We start from the raw sequence: 23,619 nt of genomic DNA on the forward strand, positions 1-23,619 counted from the left end.
CGGCGGCTCCATCCGGGCCGCCGTGCTGAATACGGCGCGCGACGCGCGCGAGAGATAACCCCGATGCCACGTTTTGCCCGCCTCTTCGAAGCCGCCGCCGATACGCTGAACGCCTACTACCAGGCCGTCGCCGATGCCAATCTCGACGCGCTGCTGGGATTGTGGATCGACGAGGATTTCGCCAGCTGCGTATGGGCGGACGGCGAGCATCTGCACGGCCTCGACCAGATCCGCAGCGGGCTCGCCAACCGGCTCGCCACGCGCCCCGTGACGATCGAGCCGCTCGACATCCGTGTGTACGACAGCCTCGGCACGGTCGTCTATACGATCGCCGAAGCGCATCAGCAGGCCGACCTGACGGCCGAACCCGACATGGTTTTCGCCACGTACGTGATGATTCACGAGCGCGGCGAGTGGCGCATCGCGCATATTCACGCGAGCCCGATTCCCGAACAGGCGGCCGGACAATTCGCCGCGAAGATCCGTCACGGGCAGGGTCCGCTGCACTGACGAAGAACGAAGCAACGCATTAGCGGGGCGATCATGAGTACGGCTTCTCCGCCCACCTCGCCGCTGACCGGGGCCCCGGCCCCCAACGACGATTCATCGCGCTATCGCGCACCGCGCTGGCTGCCGAACAGCCATGCCCAGACCATCGTGCCCGCGCTGTTCGCACGGCGCCCGGCCGTCGCTTACCGACGAGAGCGATGGGAAACCCCCGACCACGATTTCATCGATCTCGACTGGGTCGCGCATCTCGACAGCGCGGCGCCGCCGCCCGATGCGCCGCTGTTCGTGCTGTTCCACGGCCTCGAAGGCAGCTCGGGCTCGCACTACGCGCTCGCGATGATGGCCGCCGCGCGCGCGAAGGGCTGGCACGCGGTCGTCCCGCACTTTCGCAGTTGCAGCGGCGAGATCAACCGCCAGCCGCGCTTCTACCATCTCGCCGACAGCGCCGAAGTCGACTGGATCCTGCGCCGGCTCGCCACGCAGCATCGCGGGCCGCTGGTCGCGGCCGGCGTGTCGCTCGGCGGCAACGTGCTGCTGCGCTGGCTCGGCGAGCATCGCAGCGACACGTCGATCCTGCGCGCCGCCGCCGCGATCTCGACGCCGATCGACGTGCACGCGGGCGGGCGCGCGCTGTCGCAAGGCTTCGCGATGGTCTACACGCGCAGCTTCCTGAAGACGCTCAAGCGCAAGGCACTCGCGAAGCTCGACCAGTATCCGGGGTTGTTCGACCGTGAAGCGATGCTGCAGGCCGTGACGATGCGCGACTTCGACGAGGTCGTGACCGCCCCGCTGCACGGTTTCGCGAACGCGGACGACTACTGGACGAAGGCGACGACCCGGCCGCTGCTGCCGGAGATCGACGTGCCGACGCTGATCCTCAACGCCCGCAACGACCCGTTCCTGCCCGAGTCCGCGCTGCCCGGCCCGGCCGACGTATCGCCGGCCGTCGAGCTCGACCAGCCCGCGGACGGCGGACACGCGGGATTCATGACCGGGCCGTTCCCCGGCCGTCTCGACTGGCTGTCGGCGCGGGTGTTCGGCTATTGCTCCAAATTCGTCGACCATGGATGACATCGTCAGGCAGGCCCTCGCCAAATGGCCGAACGTGCCGCACTGTACCGGCTGGCTGCTGCTCGACCGGCGCGGCGAATGGCGGCTGCGCGACGACGCGGCCCAGGCGGCCGGCGAGCTCGGCTCGCCGATCCGGCATGCGGCGCTGAACGCGTTCATCGGCCGCAACTACGAATGCGACGCGCAGGGCCAGTGGTTCTTCCAGAACGGACCGCAGCGCGTGTACGTCGAGCTTGCCTATACGCCGTGGGTCGTCCGCCTGGCCGAACGCGACGGGCAACTCGCGCTCACCGACCAGACCGGTACGCCGTTCGAACCGGACGAAGCCTGGCTCGACGACGCGGGCGGCGTGCTGTTTCGCTCGGCCGGCACGGCGCCGCGCATCGCGGCGCTGCACGACCACGATCTCGGGCTGTTCGCCGATCACGCGGATTTCGACGCCGCACCGCCGGTACTGCGCTGGCGCGACGGCCGCACGCTGCCGCTCGGCAGCATCGTCTGCGCGGACGTGCCTGCGCGGTTCGGCTACGTCGCCAGCCCGGCACGACAGGCCCGCGACGCGGCCGGCGGCGACGCCTGACCCGCAGCGGCTGCGCGCGCGCCCGGCGCGCGCCGGACGCTAACCGCGGCCGTTCTTCTCGTCTTCGCGCTCTTCCTTGTAGCGCGCCTCGAATTCCAGCAGCCGCGCGCCGATCATCGACTGCTCGTAGAACGAGACATCTTTCGCGTCGCGCGCTTCCTTCAACTGACGAATCGCAGACGGCCACGCGCCGTCGAGCGCAAGCTTCTCCGCGAGCGCGCGGCGCCGCGCCAGCACGTCGCCCTTGCCGTCGCTCGCCTTCGCGAGATAGTCCCACCAGTCCGGCTGCTCGGGGTCGGCCTTCGCCTGCGCGCGCGCCTGCGCCTGCGCGTCGGCGAAACGACGCGCCGCGATCAGCGCCTGAAGATGCCCGACGATCGCCGCGTGCGACGCCGGCCAGCGCCGCTGCGCGAGCGCCGCGAGCCGCACCGCTTCGTCGGTGCGCCCCGCACGGCGCGCGATGTCGGCGGCCAGCACGTCGAGGCTCGGCGAACTCGTCGCCGGATCGTCCTCGCGCCGCTCGCGCGCGTCGAACGCGGTGCGCGCCGACGCGAGCGCCTTGCCGGCCGCGTCGTACTCGCCGAGCTGCGCGTTCGCGAGCGCAATGCCGTACCAGTTCGCCGCGACGTTCGGCGCCGTGCGATCGTCGATCTCGGACTGCATCCGGCGCGCTTCGGCCGCGATGTCGGTCGGCACGCGGTTCTGCAGGACCCGCAGCCGCGCGCGCACGAACCCGTATTCGGGCGACTGGCGCGGCTGCCGGTACGGCGCGCGGCGCGCGCGATCCTCCATGTCGGCGATCCGCTCGCCGGTCAGCGGGTGCGTGCGCGCATACGCGGGCACGCCCGCATCACCCATCGACGCGCGATCGAGCCGCTCGAAGAAACCCGGCATCCCGTACGGGTCGTAGCCCGCGCCCGCGAGCAACTGGAAGCCGACGCGATCGGCCTCCCGCTCGGCCGAACGCGAGAAGCGCAGCTGGTTGTCCACCGCGTACGCCTGCCCGCCCACCGCGATTGCGCTGCCGAGGTCGCCGCTTCTCGCGAGCACGCCGGCCAGCACGCCGAGCAGCATCGTCGCGAGCGCCGTATAGCCGGTCTTCTCGTTCGCGCCGATCATCCGCGCGATGTGCCGCTGCAGCACGTGGCCCATCTCGTGGCCAACCACCGACGCGAGTTCCGACTCCGTCTGCGTCGTGACGACGAGCCCGCTGTTGATCCCGATGAAGCCGCCCGGCATCGAGAACGCGTTGATCTGCGGATCGCGCACCGGGAACAGGTCGAAGTCCGGCGTGTAGCCGCCGATGAAGCGCGCGGCCGCCGCAGCCGCGAGCCGCGCCGCCATCGCATTCAGGTAGTCGCGCACGAGCCAGTCGTCGAGGTAGTCGGGATCGCGCCGCACTTCGCGCATCACCCGCTCGCCGAGCCGGCGCTCGGCCTGTGGCGTCAGCGAACCGCCGGAGCCGTCGCCCAGGTCGGGCAGCTCGAGCGCGCGCAGCGGCGCGCGCAGGCTCGCGGCCGGTGCCGATGCGCTGCCCGCGTCGGAGAACCGGCTCTCCGCGCCGCCGTACGTACCGAATACGCCGGCCGCGATGCCGGACGGCACGGTGGAAATCGAGCGGGCGCCGTCGGCCGCCGCTTCGAGCGGCGGTGCGGACGCACGCTGTGCATGGCCGCTCGGCGGCAATGCGAGCGCCACCGACAGCGACACGGCAAGCAACTGTTTGACACGCATGGCAGGATGAAAACGACGCCGTCCCGCGCGCCGGGCGCGCATCGCGGCGTTTGGTCTGAATATTCGGGCCATTGTACCGGCGCCGCGATGACTGTCCCGTGCCGCGCCGGTGCCATCTGCGCTCCGGCGACGCGAACGCCGCTGCTATGATAAGCGCCCGTTGAAGCGTTGCATCGGGTCGGGGAGCCGGTTTCGGATGCCGCGCGCTGCCCGATCGCGAAGCAGGATCGACGGACGTGCTTGTGCAAGCACGCCGTTCCACTGGAGCATGACATGTCAGGACTCACCCATTTCGACGCCGCCGGCCATGCGCACATGGTCGACGTCGGCGGCAAGCAGGAAACCCAACGCATCGCGATCGCGCGCGGCACGATCCGGATGCTGCCGGCCACGTTCGCGCTGATCCGCGACGGCAAGGCCAAGAAGGGCGACGTGCTCGGCGTCGCGCGCATCGCCGCCATCCAGGGCGCCAAGCGCACGGCCGACCTCATCCCGCTGTGCCATCCGCTCGCGCTGACGCGCGTGGCCGTCGATTTCGAGCTCGACGACACGCTGCCGGGCGTCCACTGCGTCGCGCAGGTCGAGACGTTCGGCCGGACCGGCGTCGAGATGGAAGCGCTGACCGCCGTGCAGGTCGGGTTGCTGACCGTCTACGACATGTGCAAGGCCGTCGATCGCGGGATGGTGATCAGCGACGTGAGCGTGCGCGAGAAACGCGGCGGGAAGTCGGGAGACTGGAAGGCCGAAGACGTCGCGGGTTGACCGCCGGCGGTAACAAACCGCCATTCACGGGGCAGCGCCGGCCGTAGCGATGCCCCGTTCGAACGATAAAAACCAGAAAAACGCCTCATTCATGAAGAATCTCACGCTGAAATGCGCCGCGCCGCTGCTGTGCGCGCTCCTCCTGCTGCCGGACGCCGCATCGGCCGCCGGCGCCTGCCCCGCCGCCGACACCGCCGCACGCGCGGCCATCGACGCGCAACACCGTGTACAGCAGGTCCGCAATCCGCCGAGCGACGGGCCCGGCGTCGAGATTTCGCCGCCGCTGCGCGACGCGCTGCGTGCGTACAAGCAGGCGCTCGCCGGCGCGATCGATGCGCGGCTCGCCTGCAGTGACGAACAGGTCGACCCGGCCGCGCTGAAACGCACGCTCGCAGCCGCGCTCGGCGTGCCGGCCCGGCCCGTCCAGCCGAAAGACGGCGAATCGGCGTTCGGCCGCATTCCGGACGTCGACGTCGAACGCGGCGGCACGTCCCGCCCGTTGCTCTTCGTGCGCGCCGGCTTCGACATCGCATGCGGCGACGACAACCTGCTGACCGCCTACGCATGGGAAAACGGCGGCTGGCGGCGCGTGCTGCGCTGGCAGGCCGACGACTACAAGGACATCGGCGGCGCGTATGGCAGCGGCTTCTGGTTCTCGGCGCTGCCCGGCGGGCAGGTCGCGGTCGTCCACGGCACGCCGTGGTGCGCGTCGCGCTGGAGCCAGTTCGCCGCGGATGTGGTCGCACCGGCCAACGGCCCGACCGCGCAACGCGTGCTGTTCCATGCAGAGAACAGCTACGTGCTCGACGAAAACCCGATCCGGTTCAAGGTGCGCCCCGACGGCTTCGAGGTGCGCGCGACGGTCAGCTCGATGGACAGCGAACTGTTGACGCGGCCAGGCGTCTTCCGCTATCGCGTCGACGGCGGCACCGTGCAGCGCGTACAACCCGTCGCGCTCAACGGCCGCGATTTCGTCGACGAATGGCTGAATGTGAACGATGCGCAGGCGCGCGAATGGAGCGAACCCGCCGCCGCGGCTGCCGCGCTAAAGGGCCGGCAGGCGTTCGACAAGGCCCGCAAGGCGCCCGGCACCGGGTTCGAGTACGGCCCGGTGCGCAGTTGCTCGGACAGCAAGGACCGCTTTCAGGTCGAACTCGATCTGACGGGCGATACCGGGGAAACGGTTGCGCGGCACTATGCGCAGATACGCCAGGAACGCAACGGGTTCACGCTGCTCGGGCTGAGCACGGCGGCCGAGCCGGCTTGCCGCGGCGCGAACCTGATGCCGCGGCACTGAACGTCGGGCACGCGCGGCCCGACGGCCGCGCGCGGCGACATTCGGCGGCCATGCGCCACGAAGGAGTCGGCAGGAGACCATACCGGACGGCAACCGGCACGCACGCCACGCCGCGCCGCCCGCGCATCACTTGCCGCGCTGCGGCTCGAACACGAACGGTTGGGTCAGTAGGAACGGATTCGCGGTCGCGCCCGTCTGCACGCAGGTTGCGTGCGTCATCGCGTCGGCGGCCGCGCGATCGGCCGCCGCATTACGGCTGCTCGTCGTCACGGTGACGTTCTGCGCTTCGCCGGACGTCGTCATCAGCGCGCGCACGAGCACGGTCGCCTGGCGCGTGAGCGGCTTCGCGGTATCCGGATAAACGGCGCGCGGGATGTGGCAGGTCAGCTTGCTTTCCTGCGACGACGACAGCATCGCGCAGCCGGAAAACAGCATCGCGACGGCGGGCAGGATCAGGTAGGTCGAGCGAATAGCCATGGTCGAATATCGTTCTTCAGCACTGTTGCGGACGAACGCGCAGCGCGCCGGGGAACATCGCCCGGCCGCATCGCATGCGTCACACCGCGCCGCGGCCATCGGACCGGCGCCCCGTTACGGCCGCACGGCCGATCGATGCTCGGCCGCGATCCTGCGTGGCGGACTTCCCGGATAGCCCGGTGTTGCCGGTGTTCGCGCCGCCCCTGACCCACACGGGCCGGCACGCGAGCGCTTTCGCGCATTGTGCACGCGCCGCCCGGCGAGCGGCGGCGATTTGACAATGGTTGACGCGAATCGCCGCGCCTTCAGCCGGAATCCGCTCAATCCACGAGGTAATCGATACGCGCCGGATTCGCCCGGTTCACACCGCGCGGTTGCGTTCGGCACGCGCCACTGCTCCCGCACGGCACGGCCCCTGCCGGCATTTCCCGTTCCGGCTGGGGCCGCGCGTATCAATCCGAATCGTCGTCGTCCTCGTCGTCGGCCGCGTCGGCCGGAACTTCGCCGTATTTCGCGACGACCGCCGCCTTGAACGTCTTCAGCGCCGGTTGCTGGTCGCACAGCTTGTACAGCGCCGCCAGCTGTTGCGGCCAGTCCTTCAGCTCCTTGGCGAACACGTGCAGGCGCGCGACGGTGTCGAGCGCGTCGGCTTCGCGGCCGGCCAGTGCCTGCAGCACCGCATAGCGGCGCAGCACCGTTTCGCCGGGCAGCAGCGCGATCGCGCGCTCGTGCGCGGCGAGCTTGGCCGGCAGGTCGTCCGCCGAAATCGGGAGCAGCGTGGCCGCGCCGTATTCGCCCCAGGCGCCGAACAGCAACGACGGCGCGTCGCGGTATTGCGCGGCCGGATCACTGCCGTAATACAGCACTTCCGCGCGCTGGTAGTCGCGCAGCACGGGCACCGCCGCCAGCACGCCGCCGACCGACAGCACCGCGAACAGCCCGAAGGCTGCGCGCCCCGGCAGGAAACGCAGCGGCTTCACGTCGAGCAGCCCGATCACGAACATCGCCGGCAACAGGAAGAACATGTACTGCTGCGGATACTCGACCAGCGCATGCATCAGCAGGATGCCGATCAGCGCGAAGCCGAACACGCGCATGCTCGACTGCGGCGCGCGCACCGCACGCACGAACCACGTCACGAGCGCAACGACGAGCACGCCCAGGCCGACGAGGCCGGACTTCGCGAGCAGGTCGATGAAGATGTCGTGCGAGTTGTTCGCGATCTCGACGCCGCCCAGCGAGCGCACGAGCGCGAACTGGTGTGACGGGAACTCGCCCCAGCCGACGCCGAGCAGCGGGTGCTCGCGGAACATCGCGAGCCCGTACTTCCACAGTGCGAGGCGCGGCGCGATCTGCCCCGCGTCACGCATCCGGTCGGCCGCGGATTCCGCGAGGTTCAGGTGATAGTGCACGTTGGCCCAGCGCACCGCGACGTTCACCGCGATGAACGCCACCGCGAGCACGACGGGGATCAGCCACGCGCGCGCATTGCCCGGCGCGCGGCGCGATTCGAGCCACGCCATCCAGAAGCCCGCGACGACCATCACCGCGACCTGCAGCCACGGCCCGCGCGACACCGTCAGCGCAAGACCGACCGACAGCACCAGCGACAGCGCGAGCCACGCCCATACCGCGAGCCGGCGCGTCTGCACGAGATACAGCGCGCCCGCAAGCGCGAACGCGATGTAGCTGGCCAGATGGTTCGCCTGCGCCATGTTGCCGTACGGGCGGCGATCGACCGCGACGTTGTACACCACGACGAACGGCGACAGCGCCGACTCGAGGTGGAACAACTGCACGATCTGGGTGCCGACCGCGAACACGCCGCCGACGAGCAGCGCGCCGGCCATCATCCGCGACACGGCCTCGGCCAGCCCGTCGCGCGCGAGCGTAAAGCCTGCCTGCATCGCGACCAGCGCGGCGGCGAGATAGCCGACCGCGAGCCAGTTCATCGACGGCACCTTGAGCGGGATCAGCACGACCTGCGCGATGAGCACCGCCGCGAACCCGAGCGGCGCAACGAACGCGGCCGGTGCGGCGAACGGTTCGGCCGGGCGACCGGTGCGCGCGAGCAGCACGACGGACACCCCCACCAGCAGATACAGCACCAGCGCGGAAAACTCGGAATAGAAGGTCGGGATCGGATACGTGTGATTCGTGATCGCGTACGGCACGATCAGGGCGACAGCCAGCGCAACGAGCGGCAACGAACGGGAAAAAGTAGAAGGCATGAGCGAACCGGATGTCAGCAACCGGCGCACTATACAAAACTTTCCCCCCTCTGTGCGGGGCCTTCGCGCCGCGCCCCGGCGCGGGGCGGCCGCCCCGGCCGACCGAAGCGGCGGCCGGCATGCTGCCCGTGCCGCCCTGCTCCGCTGCCGGCACTACGCGCGGCACTCCGCCGGCGCATATTTCGCAGGCAGCGTAGCGGCATCGCCCGGCAACGGCCCGGCCCCCGGCGCCGGCAGCGACGACGCGCCCTTGCCGGCGGCGAAGCATTCCCACGCGATCGCGCCGGCCTGCATCGCGCCCTTTTTGAGCGGCACGCGTGCGGTGGGCGCGTCGGCCTTGTCGGGCGCGGACGGCACGAGCACCAGCGTATTGGCGCCCGCCGCCGCGACGCGCGTGGTGAAGGCGACCGTGATCTGGCCGGTCTCGCCGTCGATCGCGACGGATTCGACGTTGCGGGTCGCGGCCGGCGGGCTGTAGCCGCCGTCGAGGCCCGCGCCGCTCGCGGCGTTGTCGGCGACGGCCAGCCGCGCGGACGACGCAAGCGCGAGCCCCTCGCCGACACGCGAGCGCGCAAGGTAATCCTGGTACGCGGGAATCGCATAGGCGGCGATCACGCCGACGATCGCCAGCACGATCATCAGTTCGATCAGCGTGAAGCCGGCCGGCCGCCAGCGCGGCGACGACCGATGTGCGCGCCGCAGGTCGGCGGCAACACGACGGAACAGGGAAACGGAAAAGGCTTCGAACATGGCAGGCTCCGGAAACGAAAAACGCCTGCCGTTAAAGGCAGGCGTCTCGATCGTAGCCAGCAGGCCTTGAATCCGGCAGTCGGCCGGATGGCCAGTGTCAGTGCGCGCGCGGTGCGCCGCTGCGCCGCCTGAGCGCGTAACCGATCGCCACCACGAACAGCGCGCCCGCGATGCTCGCCCCGTACAGCACCGGCTGCGTATCGAGCACCGGCCAGCGGTCGCCGACCGGGTCGTTCACGATCAAGCCGCCCGCGATCCAGCCGAGCAGCCCGGCGCCGAGCGCCACGACGATCGGGAAACGGTCGAGCAGCTTCAGCACCAGCGTGCTGCCCCACACGATGATCGGCACGCTGACGACGAGCCCGAAGATCACGAGCGGGATCCGGTGCGACGGGTCGGCCTGCTCGGCCGCACCGGCGATCGCGATCACGTTGTCGAGGCTCATCACCGCGTCGGCGATCACGATCGTCTTCACGGCGTCCCACAGCCGGCTGGCCGGCTTGATGTCGTCGTGCGCATCGGCGGCCGGCGCCATCAGCTTGATACCGATCCACAGCAGCAGCAACCCGCCGCCGAGCTTCAGGAACGGCACGTCGAGCAGCGCGACCGCAAACGTGATCAGCGCGACGCGTAACAGGATCGCACCCGCGGTGCCCCAGATGACACCACGCAGCCGCTGGTTCGCGGGCAGGTTGCGGCAGGCGAGCGCAATGACGACGGCGTTGTCGCCGCCGAGCAGGATATCGATGATGACGATCTGGAGCACGGCGCCCCAGTGCAGCGACGTCAGGAATTCGAGCATGGGGTGATGTGCGGGGCAGTGGCGGCCTGGCAGGCGGCCGGGTTCATCGCCGGCGCATGCACGACGCATGTCCGGTGGGTGCTTACGAATTCATTGCGCGAGCATAACAAAAAACGCCGGCAAGGCCGGCGTTTTTTGCAGGACGAACCCAGGGGGAAATATTACAGCGCCTTCTTCAGCAGACGGCCCATTTCCGACGGGTTGCGCGTGACGGTGATGCCGCACGCTTCCATGATTTCCAGCTTCGCTTCGGCCGTATCCGCACCGCCCGAGATCAGCGCGCCGGCGTGGCCCATGCGCTTGCCCGGAGGCGCCGTGACGCCCGCGATGAAGCCGACGACCGGCTTCTTCATGTTGTCCTTGATCCACTCGGCGGCATTGGCTTCGTCCGGACCGCCGATTTCGCCGATCATCACGACCGCATCCGTATCCGGATCGTCGTTGAACATCTTCATCACGTCGATGTGCTTCAGACCGTTGATCGGGTCGCCGCCGATACCGACTGCCGACGACTGGCCGAGGCCCAGTGCCGTCAGCTGCGCAACCGCTTCATACGTCAGCGTGCCCGAACGCGACACGACGCCGATGCGGCCCTTGCGGTGGATGTGACCCGGCATGATGCCGATCTTCAGTTCGTCCGGCGTGATCGTGCCCGGGCAGTTCGGCCCCAGCAGCAGCGTCTTGCGGCCTTCGCGACGCATGCGGTCCTTCACTTCGATCATGTCGCGGACGGGGATGCCTTCCGTGATGCAGATCGCGAGATCGAGGTCGGCTTCGACCGCTTCCCAGATCGCAGCAGCTGCGCCTGCCGGCGGAACGTAGATGACCGACACGGTCGCGCCGGTTTCCGCCTTCGCTTCCTTGACGCTCGCGTAGATCGGAATGCCTTCGAAATCTTCGCCGGCCTTCTTCGGGTTCACGCCCGCGACGAATGCTTCGCGGCCGTTTGCGTATTCACGGCAGGCGCGCGTATGGAACTGACCGGTCTTGCCGGTAATGCCCTGCGTGATGACCTTCGTGTCCTTGTTGATCAGAATCGACATGTATTTTGACCTCTGTTCGATTGGCGTCGCGTGCAAGCCGCGCCGCCATACCTATTCATTGAGCGCGCTTACTTGCCTGCGGCAGCCGTGACGACCTTCTGCGCAGCTTCTTCCATGCTGTCCGCCGAGATGATCGGCAGGCCCGAATCGGCCAGCATCTTCTTGCCGAGGTCCTCGTTCGTGCCCTTCATGCGCACGACGAGCGGCACGTTCAGGTTCACGGCCTTCGAACCGGCGATCACGCCTTCCGCGATCACGTCGCAGCGCATGATGCCGCCGAAGATGTTCACGAGGATCGCCTTCAGGTCCGGGTTCTTCAGCATCAGCTTGAACGCTTCCGTGACCTTCTCGGTCGTCGCGCCACCGCCGACGTCCAGGAAGTTCGCCGGTTCGCCGCCGAACAGCTTGATCGTGTCCATCGTCGCCATCGCGAGGCCTGCGCCGTTCACGAGGCAGCCGATGTTGCCGTCGAGCGAGATGTATGCGAGATCGAACTTCGACGCTTCGATTTCAGCCGGATCTTCTTCGTCCAGGTCGCGGTACGCGACGATTTCCGGGTGGCGGAACAGCGCGTTCGAGTCGAAGTTGAACTTCGCGTCGAGTGCGGTGACCTTGCCGTCGCCGGAGACGTTCAGCGGGTTGATTTCAGCCAGCGATGCGTCGGTTTCCCAGAATGCCTTGTACAGGCCTTGCAGGATCGCGCGCGCTTGCGGGATCGAAGCAGCCGGCACGCCGATCTTCGCGGCGAGGTCGTCGGCTTGCGCGTCGAGCAGGCCCGTCGACGGCTCGACGATGACCTTGTGGATCAGTTCCGGGTGCTTCTCGGCAACTTCCTCGATGTCCATGCCGCCTTCGCTGGAACCCATCAGGACGATCTTCTGCGAGATGCGGTCGACGACGAGGCTGACATACAGTTCCTGCTTGATGTCCGCGCCTTCTTCGATCATCAGGCGGTTGACTTTCTGGCCTTCCGGACCCGTCTGGTGCGTGACGAGCTGCATGCCGAGGATCTGGTTCGCGTATTCGCGGACCTGCTCGATCGACTTCGCCACCTTCACGCCGCCGCCCTTGCCACGGCCACCCGCGTGAATCTGAGCCTTCACGACCCATACCGGGCCGCCGAGCTCTTCTGCCACCTTGACGGCCTCGTCAACCGAGAACGCCGGCTTGCCGCGCGGTACCGCGACTCCGAATTTCCGCAGGATTTCCTTACCCTGGTACTCGTGAATCTTCATGCGTGATTCCCTTCAGTCTGAGAGTTGGATGAAAAGTCGCTTTAGACGCTTCTTCGAATGATTTCCGTTCATTCCTTCGTGCTGCCATCACCGGGCAAATCCGGCCGAAGCGGGCCATACCACCGCGGGTAATACTGCCGCACGACCTCGCCGTCGAACCGCAACGCCCGGCAGCGGCCGAGCTGGAAAGGCGGTTCGGCGTGCACGTCGCCCTGATCCGGCCCTTCGCCACCCTCCTCGCGCACATTCCACACGTCACCGGCGAACGCCTGGATCGCTGCGGTCGGCAGCACGGCGCACAGTTCGGTGAGATGGGAACAGCCTGCGACGCCGGCGAGCAGCCGGTTCGCGTTGCGGCGGAAATTGCGGAAGAGATTGAGCCCGATGAGGGCCCGATAGGCAGGAGGGGCGGATTGACAGTGACCGGGATAGGGAACCCATTCCGAAGACGCTTCGGCGTCGACGACATTGAGGTCACGATCGATAGTCACGCGCAGCCAGAGTTCGTGGATCGGCAGGCCCTGGGGCCGGATGCCCGACGCAAGCGCGACATCGCGCGGCTTGTGGTCGGTCAGGCAGGCTTCGATGTCCCACAAGCCGTCGCCGCGCTCGTAAGCTTCCGCTCGGATTGCGCGTCGATGTCGCAACTGACGGGGCACGGGCTCGGATAGCGGCATGCTGGAGGTTGAGGCCGAAGAGGAAAACCCACGGATTTTAGCATATTGGGTATTTGAGACACTTTGACGCGACGGCGGGTATTCCCGCCTGTCCGGAAGCAGTTGCGTTGCAGCAAAATCGCGCGCCACGCGCGCGATCGGCACGGTCAGTCGTCGATCGGGAAATCGTCGCCGACCTTCAGCAACTTCACGATGGTCGCGCTCGAGAAGCCCCGCGCCGCGAGAAAGCGCGCCTGCTTCGCCCGCTCGGCCGGCGTTTGCGGCAGTGCACCGAATTTCTTGCGCCAGACCGCCTGCGCACGCGCCCATTCGGTCTCGCGAAGCTGCGCGTTGACCTCCTCGACGAGCGTGTCGCCGACCGCATGACGCTTCAGCTCGCTGACGATGCGCGCGACGCCGACACGCGACGCGCGGCGATGCACGAGACTCTCGGCAAAACGCGCATCGGACAGCCAGCCATCCTTCTCCAGCGCGTCGAGCACCGGTTCGACGGACTCGTCTTCGCCGACATACGGCGCGAGCTTGCGCGCGAGTTCCGTGCGGCTGTATTCGCGCCTCGACAGATAGCCGAGCGCACGGCCTTTCAACGAACGCGGCGGCTTCGACGACTTGCGCGCGCCGGCACCCGGATCGTCGCCGGAAGCAGCGCTTGAAGCACCGCCCGACGCACGGCGTGTGCGGCGCGGATGCTGGCTGCTGCGCGTATAGACATCTTCCGTCGCAGGCGCCGACGCACCGGATGCGCGATCGCCAGGGAAACTGACACCGGACACGCGACGACGGGAGCGGTCGTGCGCGTCGAACGATTCATCGTCGTCGAACGGATCGTCCGGTGCGGCAATCTCAAACGAAACGAGGGCATCGTCGGATGCCCTCGTCGCGGTGCGGTTCGCGGCACGGCTGCCCGCGACCCGCCGATCGGCGCTCGAGGATCCGGCTCGCCGGCCGGGGCGACCCGCCGCTTCGGGCGCGTCGCTCTCCTCCGGCTCGCCAGCCTGACCTCGGCGCCCGACCATCACTCTTCTTCGTCCACCGCCTCGGCTTCGTTGCCTGCACCATCGGGCATTGCGACGACGCCGAGCGATTCGCGGATGCGGTTCTCGATCTCGCGCGCGATTTCCGGATTCTCGCGCAGGAATTCACGCGCGTTGTCCTTGCCCTGGCCAATCTTCTCGCCGTTGTAGCTGTACCAGGCGCCTGCCTTGTCGACGATCTTCGCCTGCACGCCGAGATCGATGATCTCGCCCTGACGCGAAATGCCCTCGCCATACAGGATGTCGAAGATTGCTTCGCGGAACGGCGGCGACACCTTGTTCTTGACGACCTTCACACGGGTTTCGTTGCCGATCACCTCGTCGTTCTTCTTGATCGAGCCGATCCGGCGGATATCGAGACGCACCGACGCATAGAACTTCAGCGCGTTACCGCCCGTCGTGGTTTCCGGGTTGCCGAACATCACGCCGATCTTCATACGAATCTGGTTGATGAAGATCACCAGGCAGTTCGTGCGCTTGATCGTGCCGGTCAGCTTGCGCAGCGCCTGCGACATCAGGCGGGCCTGCAGGCCCGGCAGCGAATCGCCCATCTCGCCTTCGATTTCGGCCTTCGGCACGAGCGCCGCGACCGAGTCGATGACGATCATGTCGATCGAGCCCGAGCGCACCAGCGCATCGGTGATTTCCAGCGCCTGCTCGCCGGTGTCCGGTTGCGAAATCAGCAGCTCCGGCACATTCACGCCGAGCTTCGACGCGTACTGGACGTCGAGCGCGTGCTCGGCGTCGATGAACGCTGCGGTGCCGCCCAGCTTCTGCAGCTCGGCAATGACCTGCAGCGTGAGCGTGGTTTTACCGGACGATTCCGGGCCGTAGATCTCGACCACCCGGCCGCGCGGCAGGCCGCCGACGCCAAGCGCGATATCGAGGCCCAGCGAACCCGTGGAGACGACCTGGATATCTTCCGCCGCCTCGCCGTCGCCCATGCGCATGATCGAGCCCTTGCCGAACTGCTTCTCGATCTGGGCAAGCGCGGCGGCCAGCGCCTTGCTCTTCTCGGCGGTCATCCCGGAGCCCTTCTTGCTATCTTCCATGAATCGTCCTTTGCTATGATGAGCAGCGTCTGTCAGAGGCGCGCCCGCTTTCAAGCGCCGCCCACGAATGCAGACACTGTATAAAAAAACAGTGTTTTGTGCAAGCCCGCAATGCAGGCTGCGTTGTACACGAATAACTTCGGAGACAGCCGGCCGGCGCGAACGCCCTGCCGGCCATCGGTCAGCACCATGCGAATTCTCATCGCGGAAGACGACAGCATACTCGCGGACGGCCTCACCCGGTCACTCCGCCAATCGGGCTATGCGGTCGACCACGTGAAGAGCGGCGTCGATGCCGATACGGCACTGTCGATGCAGACGTTCGACCTGCTGATCCTCGACCTCGGGCTCCCGAAAATGTCCGGGCTCGACGTGCTCAAGCGCCTGCGCGCCCGCAATTCCAACCTCCCCGTGCTGATCCTGACGGCCGCCGACAGCGTCGACGAGCGCGTGAAGGGGCTCGACCTCGGCGCCGACGACTACATGGCCAAGCCGTTCGCGCTCAACGAGCTCGAGGCGCGCGTGCGCGCGCTGACCCGGCGCGGTGCGGGCGGCGGCCCGACCGTCGTGCGCCACGGCTCGCTCGCGTTCGACCAGGTCGGCCGCATCGCGTACGCGAACGATCGCGTGCTCGACCTCTCCGCGCGCGAGCTCGGCCTGCTCGAGGTGCTGCTGCAGCGGATCGGCCGGCTCGTGTCGAAGGAGCAGCTCGTCGACCATCTGTGCGAATGGGGCGAGGAAGTCAGCAACAACGCGATCGAAGTCTACGTGCACCGGCTGCGCAAGAAGATCGAACCCAGCGGCGTACGGATCTCGACCGTGCGCGGCCTCGGCTACTGCCTCGAGAAGGCCGCGCCCGCCACGCCGGCCGACTCGGCCGCGCCCCAGCCCGCGGTGGCCGGCACGCCGCTGCGCTGACCCCGGGCGTTGCCGCGATGGCCACGCCGGCCCCTACCCGCCACCCGACCGGCGCGCCGTCGTCGACCGCCGACGAGGCGCGCGACGCGCGCTACGAGAACCCGTTCGCGCCGCCCGACGAAACCGATGCGCCCGAGGCGCCGCGCCCGCGCTCGCTGTTCGGCGAGATCCTCGACTGGATGCTCGCGCCGCTGCTGTTGCTGTGGCCGATGAGCATCGCCGTCACCTACCTCGTCGCGAAGACGATCGCGAACGGCCCGTTCGATCGCGCGCTCGAGACCAACGCGTACGTGCTCGCGCGGCAGATCCATCCGGTAAACGGCGTCGCCGAACTGACGCTGCCGCAGCAGACGCGCGACTTCCTGCGCGCGGACAACGTCGACAGCGTCTACTTCCAGGTGCTCGGCACCCGCGGCGAACTGGTCGCGGGCGAAGCCGACATGCCGCTGCCGCGCGACGAGGACCGCCCGCCGCCGGGCGTCGTCATGTTCCGCGACGACCTGCTGCGCGGCAACGACGTGCGCGTCGCGTATACGACGGTCGCGCTGCCGCAATCGGACAGCACACAGCCCGTGCTCGTGCAGGTCGGCGAAACGCTGGACAAGCGCAACGCGCTCGCGAACGACATCATCAAGGGCGTGATCCTGCCGCAGTTCGTGATCCTGCCGCTCGCGATCCTGCTGGTCTGGTTCGGGCTGTCGCGCGGGCTCGCGCCGCTCAACGCGCTGCAGGCGCACATCCGCGCGCGGCGGCCCGACGACCTGTCGCCGGTCGAGGCGCAGCGCGCGCCGCCCGAGATCGAGCCGCTCGTCACGTCGTTCAACGACCTGCTCGCCCGTCTCGAACAGAACATGGCGCTGCAAAAGCGCTTCATCGCCGACGCCGCCCACCAGATGAAGACGCCGCTCGCGGGCCTGCGCACGCAGGCCGAGTTCGCGCTGCGCCACCCCGTCCCGCCCGACGTGCAGCGCTCGCTCGAGCAGATCGCGACGAGCTCCGAGCAGGCAGCACGGCTCGTCACGCAACTGCTCGCGCTCGCACGCGCCGAGAACCGCGCGAGCGGGCTGACGTTCGAGCCGGTCGAGATCGCCTCGCTCGCGCGGCGCGCGGTGCGCGACTGGGTGCAGGCCGCGCTCGCGAAACGCATGGATCTCGGCTACGAAGGCCCGCCGGACGACACGCCGCTCGACGTCGACGGCAACCCGGTGATGCTGCGCGAGATGCTCGGCAACCTGATCGACAACGCGATCCGCTACACGCCGGAAGGCGGCCGCATCACGGTGCGCGTGCGCGCCGAGCCCGCCGCGCGGCTCGTGCATCTCGAAGTCGAGGACACCGGGCCGGGCATCCCCGCCGCCGAACGCGAGCGCGTCGTCGAGCGCTTCTACCGGATCCTCGGCCGCGAAGGCGACGGCAGCGGCCTCGGGCTCGCGATCGTGCGCGAGATCGCGACGCAGCACGGCGGCACGCTGACGCTCGACGATCACGTCTACCAACACGCCCCGCGCCTCGCCGGCACGCTCGTGCGCGTCAGCCTGCCGCTGACCGAAACCGCCCCGGATTAACCCTGACGCGCGCCGCCGCGGCCCGCCCCGATTACATCAAAATCGACGATTTTGGCGACGTTGAAAGCGCGATAGGCACTCAAAGCCGAAAATTGGACGCAAGTCGACGCACATCCGCTTTGCACACGCGAGTCAGTCCGCCGTAAGTTTCCCTACCAATAATCGTCAACAGGCCCGCCCCACCCAAGGCGGCCGCACACCTACAAAGGGACTTGGAGACGACTCATGGCAACGTTAGGCGGGCAAATTTCGCACGCGCCGATGACGGGCGAAGAGAAGAAGGTGATCTTCGCGTCGTCGCTCGGCACCGTGTTCGAGTGGTACGACTTTTACCTGGCCGGCTCGCTCGCGGCCTACATCAGCAAGAGCTTCTTCTCCGGCGTCAACCCGACCGCCGCCTTCATCTTCACGCTGCTCGGCTTCGCGGCCGGCTTCGCGGTGCGGCCGTTCGGCGCGATCGTGTTCGGCCGCCTCGGCGACCTCGTCGGCCGCAAGCACACGTTCCTCGTGACGATCGTGATCATGGGCGTGTCGACGTTCGTGGTCGGCTTCCTGCCCGGTTACGCGTCGATCGGCATCGCCGCGCCGGTGATCTTCATCGCGATGCGGCTGTTGCAGGGTCTCGCGCTCGGCGGCGAGTACGGCGGCGCGGCGACCTACGTCGCCGAACACGCGCCGGCCAATCGGCGCGGCTTCTACACCGCGTGGATCCAGACGACCGCGACGCTCGGCCTGTTCCTGTCGCTGCTCGTGATCCTCGGCGTGCGCACCTTCATCGGCGAGGAAGCGTTCGGCAGCTGGGGCTGGCGCGTGCCGTTCGTCGCGTCGATCCTGCTGCTCGCGGTGTCGGTGTGGATCCGGATGCAGTTGAACGAATCGCCGGTGTTCCTGCGCATCAAGGCGGAAGGCAAGACGTCGAAGGCGCCGCTGACCGAAGCGTTCGGCCAGTGGAAGAACCTGAAGATCGTGATCCTCGCGCTCGTCGGCCTGACCGCCGGCCAGGCCGTCGTGTGGTACACGGGCCAGTTCTACGCGCTGTTCTTCCTCACGCAGACGCTGAAGGTGGACGGGGCGAGCGCGAACATCCTGATCGCGATCGCGCTTCTGATCGGCACGCCGTTCTTCCTGTTCTTCGGTTCGCTGTCGGACAAGATCGGCCGCAAGCCGATCATCCTCGCGGGCTGCCTGATCGCGGCACTGACCTACTTCCCGCTGTTCAAGGCGCTCACGCACTACGCGAACCCGCAGCTCGAGATCGCCACGCAGAAGGCGCCGATCACAGTCATCGCCGATCCGGCCGCCTGTTCGTTCCAGTTCAACCCGGTGGGTACGTCCAAGTTCACGAACTCGTGCGACATCGCGAAGAGCGCGCTCGCGAAAGCCGGCCTGAACTACGAGAACGTCGCGGCACCGGCCGGCGCAACGGCCGAAATCAAGGTGGGCGACACGGTGATCCCGGCCTACGAAGGCAAGGTGGCCGACGCGAAGGTGCAGGGCGCGGCGTTCGACAAGACGCTCGCGTCGACGCTGAAGGCGGCCGGCTACCCGGCCAAGGCGGACCCGGCGCAGCTCAACTGGCCGATGACGATCGTGATCCTGACGATCCTCGTGATCTACGTGACGATGGTCTACGGCCCGATCGCCGCGATGCTGGTCGAGATGTTCCCGACGCGAATCCGCTACACGTCGATGTCGCTGCCCTATCACATCGGCAACGGCTGGTTCGGCGGCTTCCTGCCGGCCACCGCGTTCGCGATTGTCGCGGCGAAGGGCGACATCTACTCGGGCCTCTGGTATCCGATCGTGATCGCGCTGGCGACGTTCGTGATCGGCCTGCTGTTCGTCAAGGAGACGAAGGACTCGAACATCTACGCGCAGGATTGAGGGTGAAGGGCGGGTTGTCGTTTGCCGGACGCGGGTTCCGGCGACCGACAACCCGCCCCACGGCAAGGCCGGCACGGGCCGCCGGCAACTTTTTTCGCGGAAGATGAAAAAAGGTGTTGACAGCCCGAGCGTCGATCTACATAATTCAAGTCTTCGGCGAATTAGCTCAGTCGGTTAGAGCGACGGAATCATAATCCGCAGGTCCGGGGTTCGAGTCCCTGATTCGCCACCAAATGCGAGAGCCGCTGTTTCGAAAGAAACAGCGGCTTTTTCATTTTCCCGATGCCGCGGCAAGTGGCACGGATGATCAAAATTCCCTGCCCGCGACGCGATCGCCACGGCACCTGGTATCTCCGGGTCGCCCCCAATCTCTTCAAGCTGCGCTCAGCACCCGTCGACCTGAACAAATTTCGCATCAATCTCAAGCAAGGCATCATCAACGCCTGTACGCGGTGATACCGAACGGCGCAAGAATCGATACCCCGCGCAATGCCACCCGCCACCCCGCAGTAAACACACGACACCGCGCTTAGAATCGGTACGTCCAAATTCCCGCTGCATCCGGGCACAACGTCAATGAGAAAACGCCTCGCATGCTTCCTGTCGATTCTGATCGGCATCGCACTCCCGCTCGCCTGCCGGGCCGACCCGCTGCCAGACACCACCGTCGACGGCCTGCATTGGAGATTCGAGCAACTGCACGACACCGGGCACGACGACGATTACGAAGTAGCCGCCCGTCGAGGCGAACAGGTGCTGATCTGGGACAACGGCAAGAACCGGCAAGCTTATGCGGGAGCCGTGTTCCTGCTGGTCTCCGCTCCCTATGATCAGGTGCAGCCGCTCGTGGAGCGCGTGCTGCAACGGACGAGCCCGGTCAAGGCCAGTGCCGATAGCTGGCAGTTGCAGAATTTGCCGGACCCCTGGAGCCATGTCCTGTTGTCGCGCCGGCCGGACCTGCGCGCAGCCATCGCCGACCATGCGACCCTGCCGAAACTGCAGCAGGCGCTGCAACAAGGCGCAATCACCCGGCAGGAACTGGACTGGCGCATGGATCAGGCCCGGGCCCGCGTCGACCGGCTGTTCAGCGGCTCCGGCCTGCCCGCGCTGCAACCCACCTACGCGTTCTGGGAGGCCCGCCAGGATCACAGCGACGGCATCACCGGCCAGTACCGGAGCGCGCTGTTCGTCAGGGTGCAGGACACGAGCGCCATATTCGGGCATCCGGCGACGGTCGTTCAGTTCGGTCGCATCGACTCCCGGCCCAACCCCGACTACAGCCTGTGGAAGGCATTGACACTCCAGGACCTGGACGTGTTCAGCGGCAACCGGACGCAATCCAGCAGGACCGGCATCTCCGTCGTCCCGGCCGACGTGTTCACGGCATTGACCGACGCGTTGTCTGCACTGCCGGCCAGGCTGGAAATCGCCAAGTCGCCCGCTGCATGGCAGTTGCCCTCGGCACCGTCGATGCCGCCCCCTGCCATCAAGCCGGTGGCGCCGGACCCGAGCGCCCCGGTAATCGAGCCGTCGATCATCCGCTGGGACAGGTTCGTGACCGACCCGTCGCAACGCACGTTGCTGTACCCGCACGACATCCTCGGCCTGCCGGATGGCAGCCTGCTGTTCAGCGCCCAGGTGGCCGACAACCGCGGCTGGAACGAGTACGTGTGGCGGCTGCGCGCGGCCAACGGCGCATTGCAGGCGGACGAAATCTGGCATGGCAAGGAGGGGCCGCGACAGATGATGATCAACGGTGACGGCAGCGCCGTCTGGTTCGACGGCCAGCCCGACGCCAAGAGCAAGCCATGCCTGTACCGATACGACATCGCGAGCAGCAAGGTCGATCGTCATGAAGTCGTCTGGCCGAGCGAGACCGATTGGCGAGACCATCAGATGAGCGATATGTCCTGGATTCTCGATGACGATCTGCCGGCCAATTTCTGGCATGACCTCCGGCATGGCGAGAAGGACACGAATCCGGTGGGCTCCGCGTTCCTGACCGTGCAGCGCCCGGCGTCACCGCCGCCGGGCAACGACGATCCGTGGCCGTTCGTCACGACGCTGTCGTCGGTACGCCAGTCGCTGATGGACGAGATCAGCAACGGCAGCAATGCGCTGATCTGGCCGGTACGCTGGCGGCCTTCCGGGAGCTACTGGACAGAGGATTCGCAAGGGCTCGCCGAGCTGGACGCCCGCACCGGCCGCACGCTGCGTACGATCGCGTTGCCCCGGCGCATCGGCACACCGGATTCCTTCAGCGCCGCCGGCGTCGCGCAATGGGTGCCCAAGCCGCTCGGCTCGCCGCAGGGTCACTGGATCGCGACAGGCTTCGAGCTGTTGCTCGACGACGACGGCAGCATGCCACCTCCCGTGAAGGACCCGGGCCCGAAACGGGCGCGCTTCGCCGGCATGCACGTGGTGGATCTCAAGAACGGGCACGTACTGTCGGCCCTGCTGGGCGCTGCCGACTCCTTCAAGGCCGCCGCCCGTTCGGCAAACGGTCGCTTCCTTGCGATGGGTACGACCTACAAGGCGGGCGGCTGGCAACATCGCGTGGCACTCTGGGATGTCGCACAAGGCCGCACGCCCGTACAGCTCGACGCATCGTCGCTACCCAAAAACAGCGAGATCCAGGCGCTGGCCTTTTCGTGGGACGGTTCCGCGCTGTGGGCACTCGGCACGCGCGAACTGATGCTGTGGAAATTGCCCGCCGCACTGCGCGATCGCGCGGGGCATGGCGCTGTTCCGGATCAATCCCGCAACTGAAACCGCGGCATCGACACGCGGCTTTTCCGGGACGCCAACACCGCGGTGACCGGTGGCACGACCACCCCGGCCGCGCCCCGGCGCCTCACGCCGCCACCGCCCCTCGCTGCAGCTTCTCCGCCTGCGCGCCCACCCGCCCGCGCCAGTTCTCCCCGCCTTCCAGCGACGGCGTCGCCTCGAACACCTCCGCGACCCAGTCGGCGAACACGCGCACCTTCTGCGACAGGTGCCGGTTGTGCGGATAGACGATCGAAATCGGCTTCGGCTTCGGATTGCAGTCAGGCAGCACCTCGACCAGCGAGCCGTCGAGCAGGTTCGGCAGCACCATGAACAGCGTCGGCTGGATCATCCCGAATCCTTCGAGCCCGCACGTCACGTAGGCATCCGAATCGTTGACCGTGACGCTGCCGTTCATCCGCACCTCGAACGGCTTCCCGTCGATCATGAACACCCACGGAATCGCCCGCGCGCCGTGGCTCGCACGGAAATTCACCGCGTGATGGTCGGCGAGATCGGCAATCTCGTGCGGCTCGCCGTGACGCGCGAGGTAATCGGGCGACGCGCAGGTCACGCGCTTCAGCATCCCGATCCGCCGCGCGACCATCGACGAATCCTCGAGCGGCCCGACCCGGATCATGCAGTCGATGCCCTCCTCGACCGGATCCACGTAGCGGTCGGAGAGCCCCAGTTCGAGCGTGATGTCGGGGTAGCGCTGCCGGAAAATCGACAGCGACGGCAGCACGATGCGCCGCCCGAGCGAACTCGGCATGTGGACACGCAGCACGCCGCTCGGCTTGCGGTTGCCCGTCTGGAAACTCGCGTCGGCCTCCGCAATCTCCGAGATGATCTTCGTGCAATGCTCGTAGTACGCCGCACCTTCCGGCGTGAGCGACAGCCTGCGTGTCGTCCGGTGCATCAGGCGCACGCCCAGCAGCGCCTCGAGGTTCTGAATGATGGTCGTCACCGACGCGCGCGGCATCGCGAGCGTGTCGGCCGCGCGTGTGAAGCTGTTCGCGTCGACCACACGGGTAAAAACTTCCATTGCCTGGATTCGGTCCATGCTGCTCCCCCTTCGAATCGCCAACGGAACAGAATAGAGCGCGCGACGGGCACGGCACAAGCCCCCGTCCATTGTTCTCAGATCCTGAATAGTTTCTGCGTTTCGGACTGGAAAACGATCGATTTCCGTTCAGTCGCATTCGGCGATCGTTCCGGCCCCGAGCGCAGC

At 67.5% G+C, this 23,619-nt stretch carries 22 protein-coding genes and 1 tRNA gene; 11 read left to right on the forward strand and 12 right to left on the reverse strand.

Going from position 1 to position 23,619, the window contains the following annotated elements; genetic code table 11:
- Positions 1-63 precede the first annotated feature (63 nt).
- Genes AB3K92_RS36800 through AB3K92_RS36810 form a run of 3 tightly spaced genes read left to right on the forward strand, consistent with a single transcriptional unit; the run spans position 64 to position 2,161 of the window.
- Positions 64-510: a nuclear transport factor 2 family protein gene (locus AB3K92_RS36800; protein WP_006749968.1), complete on the forward strand. Its 447-nt coding sequence runs from the start codon at positions 64-66 to the stop codon at positions 508-510.
- A gap of 33 nt (positions 511-543) precedes the next feature.
- Entirely contained in the window at positions 544-1,581 is a 1,038-nt protein-coding gene (locus tag AB3K92_RS36805; RefSeq protein ID WP_021163738.1) for a hydrolase, read from the forward strand.
- Positions 1,574-2,161, forward strand: a complete 588-nt coding sequence (locus tag AB3K92_RS36810; protein ID WP_027789222.1) for a DUF2946 family protein — start codon at positions 1,574-1,576, stop codon at positions 2,159-2,161. Before AB3K92_RS36805 ends, AB3K92_RS36810 begins: the two co-directional genes overlap by 8 nt.
- A 39-nt stretch (positions 2,162-2,200) precedes the next feature.
- On the opposite strand, the gene AB3K92_RS36815 is transcribed toward AB3K92_RS36810, so the two are convergent.
- Positions 2,201-3,895 carry a M48 family metalloprotease gene (locus AB3K92_RS36815; RefSeq protein WP_060342193.1) on the reverse strand — a complete coding sequence of 565 codons (1,695 nt, stop codon included), beginning with the start codon at positions 3,893-3,895 and terminating at the stop codon, positions 2,201-2,203.
- A gap of 273 nt (positions 3,896-4,168) precedes the next feature.
- On the opposite strand from AB3K92_RS36815, the gene moaC reads away from it, so the two are divergent.
- The gene (gene moaC, locus AB3K92_RS36820; protein WP_021160201.1) at positions 4,169-4,657 is read left to right on the forward strand and encodes a cyclic pyranopterin monophosphate synthase MoaC; all 489 of its coding nucleotides are present in this window, start codon (positions 4,169-4,171) and stop codon (positions 4,655-4,657) included.
- Between the two features lie 91 nt (positions 4,658-4,748).
- A complete protein-coding gene (locus AB3K92_RS36825; protein WP_369466778.1) occupies positions 4,749-5,954 on the forward strand; it encodes a hypothetical protein in 1,206 nt (401 codons plus the stop codon).
- 126 nt (positions 5,955-6,080) lie between these two features.
- Here the strand turns inward: AB3K92_RS36825 and AB3K92_RS36830 are convergent, their stop codons facing one another.
- The 10 genes from AB3K92_RS36830 to AB3K92_RS36875 all read right to left on the reverse strand — a co-directional run bounded on the left by AB3K92_RS36830 (position 6,081) and on the right by AB3K92_RS36875 (position 15,446).
- On the reverse strand, positions 6,081-6,431 hold the full coding sequence (locus AB3K92_RS36830; RefSeq protein WP_048025009.1) for a TonB family protein: 351 nt from the start codon (positions 6,429-6,431) through the stop codon (positions 6,081-6,083).
- Positions 6,432-6,883: 452 nt separating this feature from the next.
- Positions 6,884-8,662, reverse strand: coding sequence for a Wzy polymerase domain-containing protein (locus AB3K92_RS36835; protein WP_048025011.1), 1,779 nt, complete (start codon positions 8,660-8,662; stop codon positions 6,884-6,886).
- Positions 8,663-8,815: 153 nt separating this feature from the next.
- Positions 8,816-9,412, reverse strand: coding sequence for a pilin (locus AB3K92_RS36840; protein WP_021160197.1), 597 nt, complete (start codon positions 9,410-9,412; stop codon positions 8,816-8,818).
- 97 nt (positions 9,413-9,509) lie between these two features.
- Positions 9,510-10,214 (reverse strand): TerC family protein, encoded by a 705-nt coding sequence (locus tag AB3K92_RS36845; RefSeq protein WP_021160196.1) that lies wholly within the window; start codon positions 10,212-10,214, stop codon positions 9,510-9,512.
- Between the two features lie 161 nt (positions 10,215-10,375).
- Complete coding sequence (gene sucD, locus AB3K92_RS36850) at positions 10,376-11,257, reverse strand: succinate--CoA ligase subunit alpha (RefSeq protein WP_006477916.1); 882 nt, start codon at positions 11,255-11,257, stop codon at positions 10,376-10,378.
- Between the two features lie 68 nt (positions 11,258-11,325).
- Positions 11,326-12,492 carry an ADP-forming succinate--CoA ligase subunit beta gene (gene sucC, locus AB3K92_RS36855; protein ID WP_369466779.1) on the reverse strand — a complete coding sequence of 389 codons (1,167 nt, stop codon included), beginning with the start codon at positions 12,490-12,492 and terminating at the stop codon, positions 11,326-11,328.
- 68 nt (positions 12,493-12,560) lie between these two features.
- Positions 12,561-13,169 carry a DUF2889 domain-containing protein gene (locus tag AB3K92_RS36860; protein ID WP_042975512.1) on the reverse strand — a complete coding sequence of 203 codons (609 nt, stop codon included), beginning with the start codon at positions 13,167-13,169 and terminating at the stop codon, positions 12,561-12,563.
- Positions 13,170-13,315: 146 nt separating this feature from the next.
- The gene (gene recX / locus AB3K92_RS36865) at positions 13,316-14,185 is read right to left on the reverse strand and encodes a recombination regulator RecX (RefSeq protein WP_059552851.1); all 870 of its coding nucleotides are present in this window, start codon (positions 14,183-14,185) and stop codon (positions 13,316-13,318) included.
- Positions 14,185-15,255, reverse strand: a complete 1,071-nt coding sequence (recA, locus tag AB3K92_RS36870) for a recombinase RecA (RefSeq protein WP_021160193.1) — start codon at positions 15,253-15,255, stop codon at positions 14,185-14,187. Before recA ends, recX begins: the two co-directional genes overlap by 1 nt.
- A 50-nt stretch (positions 15,256-15,305) precedes the next feature.
- On the reverse strand, positions 15,306-15,446 hold the full coding sequence (locus AB3K92_RS36875; RefSeq protein ID WP_153488778.1) for a hypothetical protein: 141 nt from the start codon (positions 15,444-15,446) through the stop codon (positions 15,306-15,308).
- Here AB3K92_RS36875 and AB3K92_RS36880 point away from each other — a divergent pair.
- The 6 genes from AB3K92_RS36880 (at position 15,445) to AB3K92_RS36905 (ending at position 22,391) form a co-directional block, all read left to right on the forward strand.
- Positions 15,445-16,173: a response regulator transcription factor gene (locus tag AB3K92_RS36880; protein WP_059649778.1), complete on the forward strand. Its 729-nt coding sequence runs from the start codon at positions 15,445-15,447 to the stop codon at positions 16,171-16,173. The two genes, AB3K92_RS36875 and AB3K92_RS36880, sit on opposite strands and share 2 nt — an antisense overlap.
- Before the next feature lie 17 nt (positions 16,174-16,190).
- Positions 16,191-17,738, forward strand: coding sequence for a sensor histidine kinase (locus AB3K92_RS36885; RefSeq protein WP_059620579.1), 1,548 nt, complete (start codon positions 16,191-16,193; stop codon positions 17,736-17,738).
- A 225-nt stretch (positions 17,739-17,963) separates the two neighbouring features.
- Positions 17,964-19,622 (forward strand): MFS transporter, encoded by a 1,659-nt coding sequence (locus tag AB3K92_RS36890; protein WP_060159418.1) that lies wholly within the window; start codon positions 17,964-17,966, stop codon positions 19,620-19,622.
- Positions 19,623-19,777: 155 nt separating this feature from the next.
- Positions 19,778-19,854 (forward strand) — tRNA-Met (locus AB3K92_RS36895).
- Positions 19,855-19,925: 71 nt separating this feature from the next.
- Positions 19,926-20,078, forward strand: coding sequence for a hypothetical protein (locus AB3K92_RS36900; RefSeq protein WP_369466780.1), 153 nt, complete (start codon positions 19,926-19,928; stop codon positions 20,076-20,078).
- A gap of 120 nt (positions 20,079-20,198) precedes the next feature.
- Positions 20,199-22,391: a hypothetical protein gene (locus AB3K92_RS36905; RefSeq protein ID WP_369466781.1), complete on the forward strand. Its 2,193-nt coding sequence runs from the start codon at positions 20,199-20,201 to the stop codon at positions 22,389-22,391.
- 85 nt (positions 22,392-22,476) lie between these two features.
- Here AB3K92_RS36905 and AB3K92_RS36910 read toward each other — a convergent pair whose 3' ends face one another.
- Complete coding sequence (locus tag AB3K92_RS36910; RefSeq protein ID WP_021160189.1) at positions 22,477-23,451, reverse strand: LysR family transcriptional regulator; 975 nt, start codon at positions 23,449-23,451, stop codon at positions 22,477-22,479.
- Between the last annotated feature and the right edge of the window lie 168 nt (positions 23,452-23,619).

Origin of the sequence: Burkholderia sp. Bmkn7 (assembly GCF_041103175.1) — a bacterium.
Lineage (GTDB): Bacteria > Pseudomonadota > Gammaproteobacteria > Burkholderiales > Burkholderiaceae > Burkholderia > Burkholderia cepacia.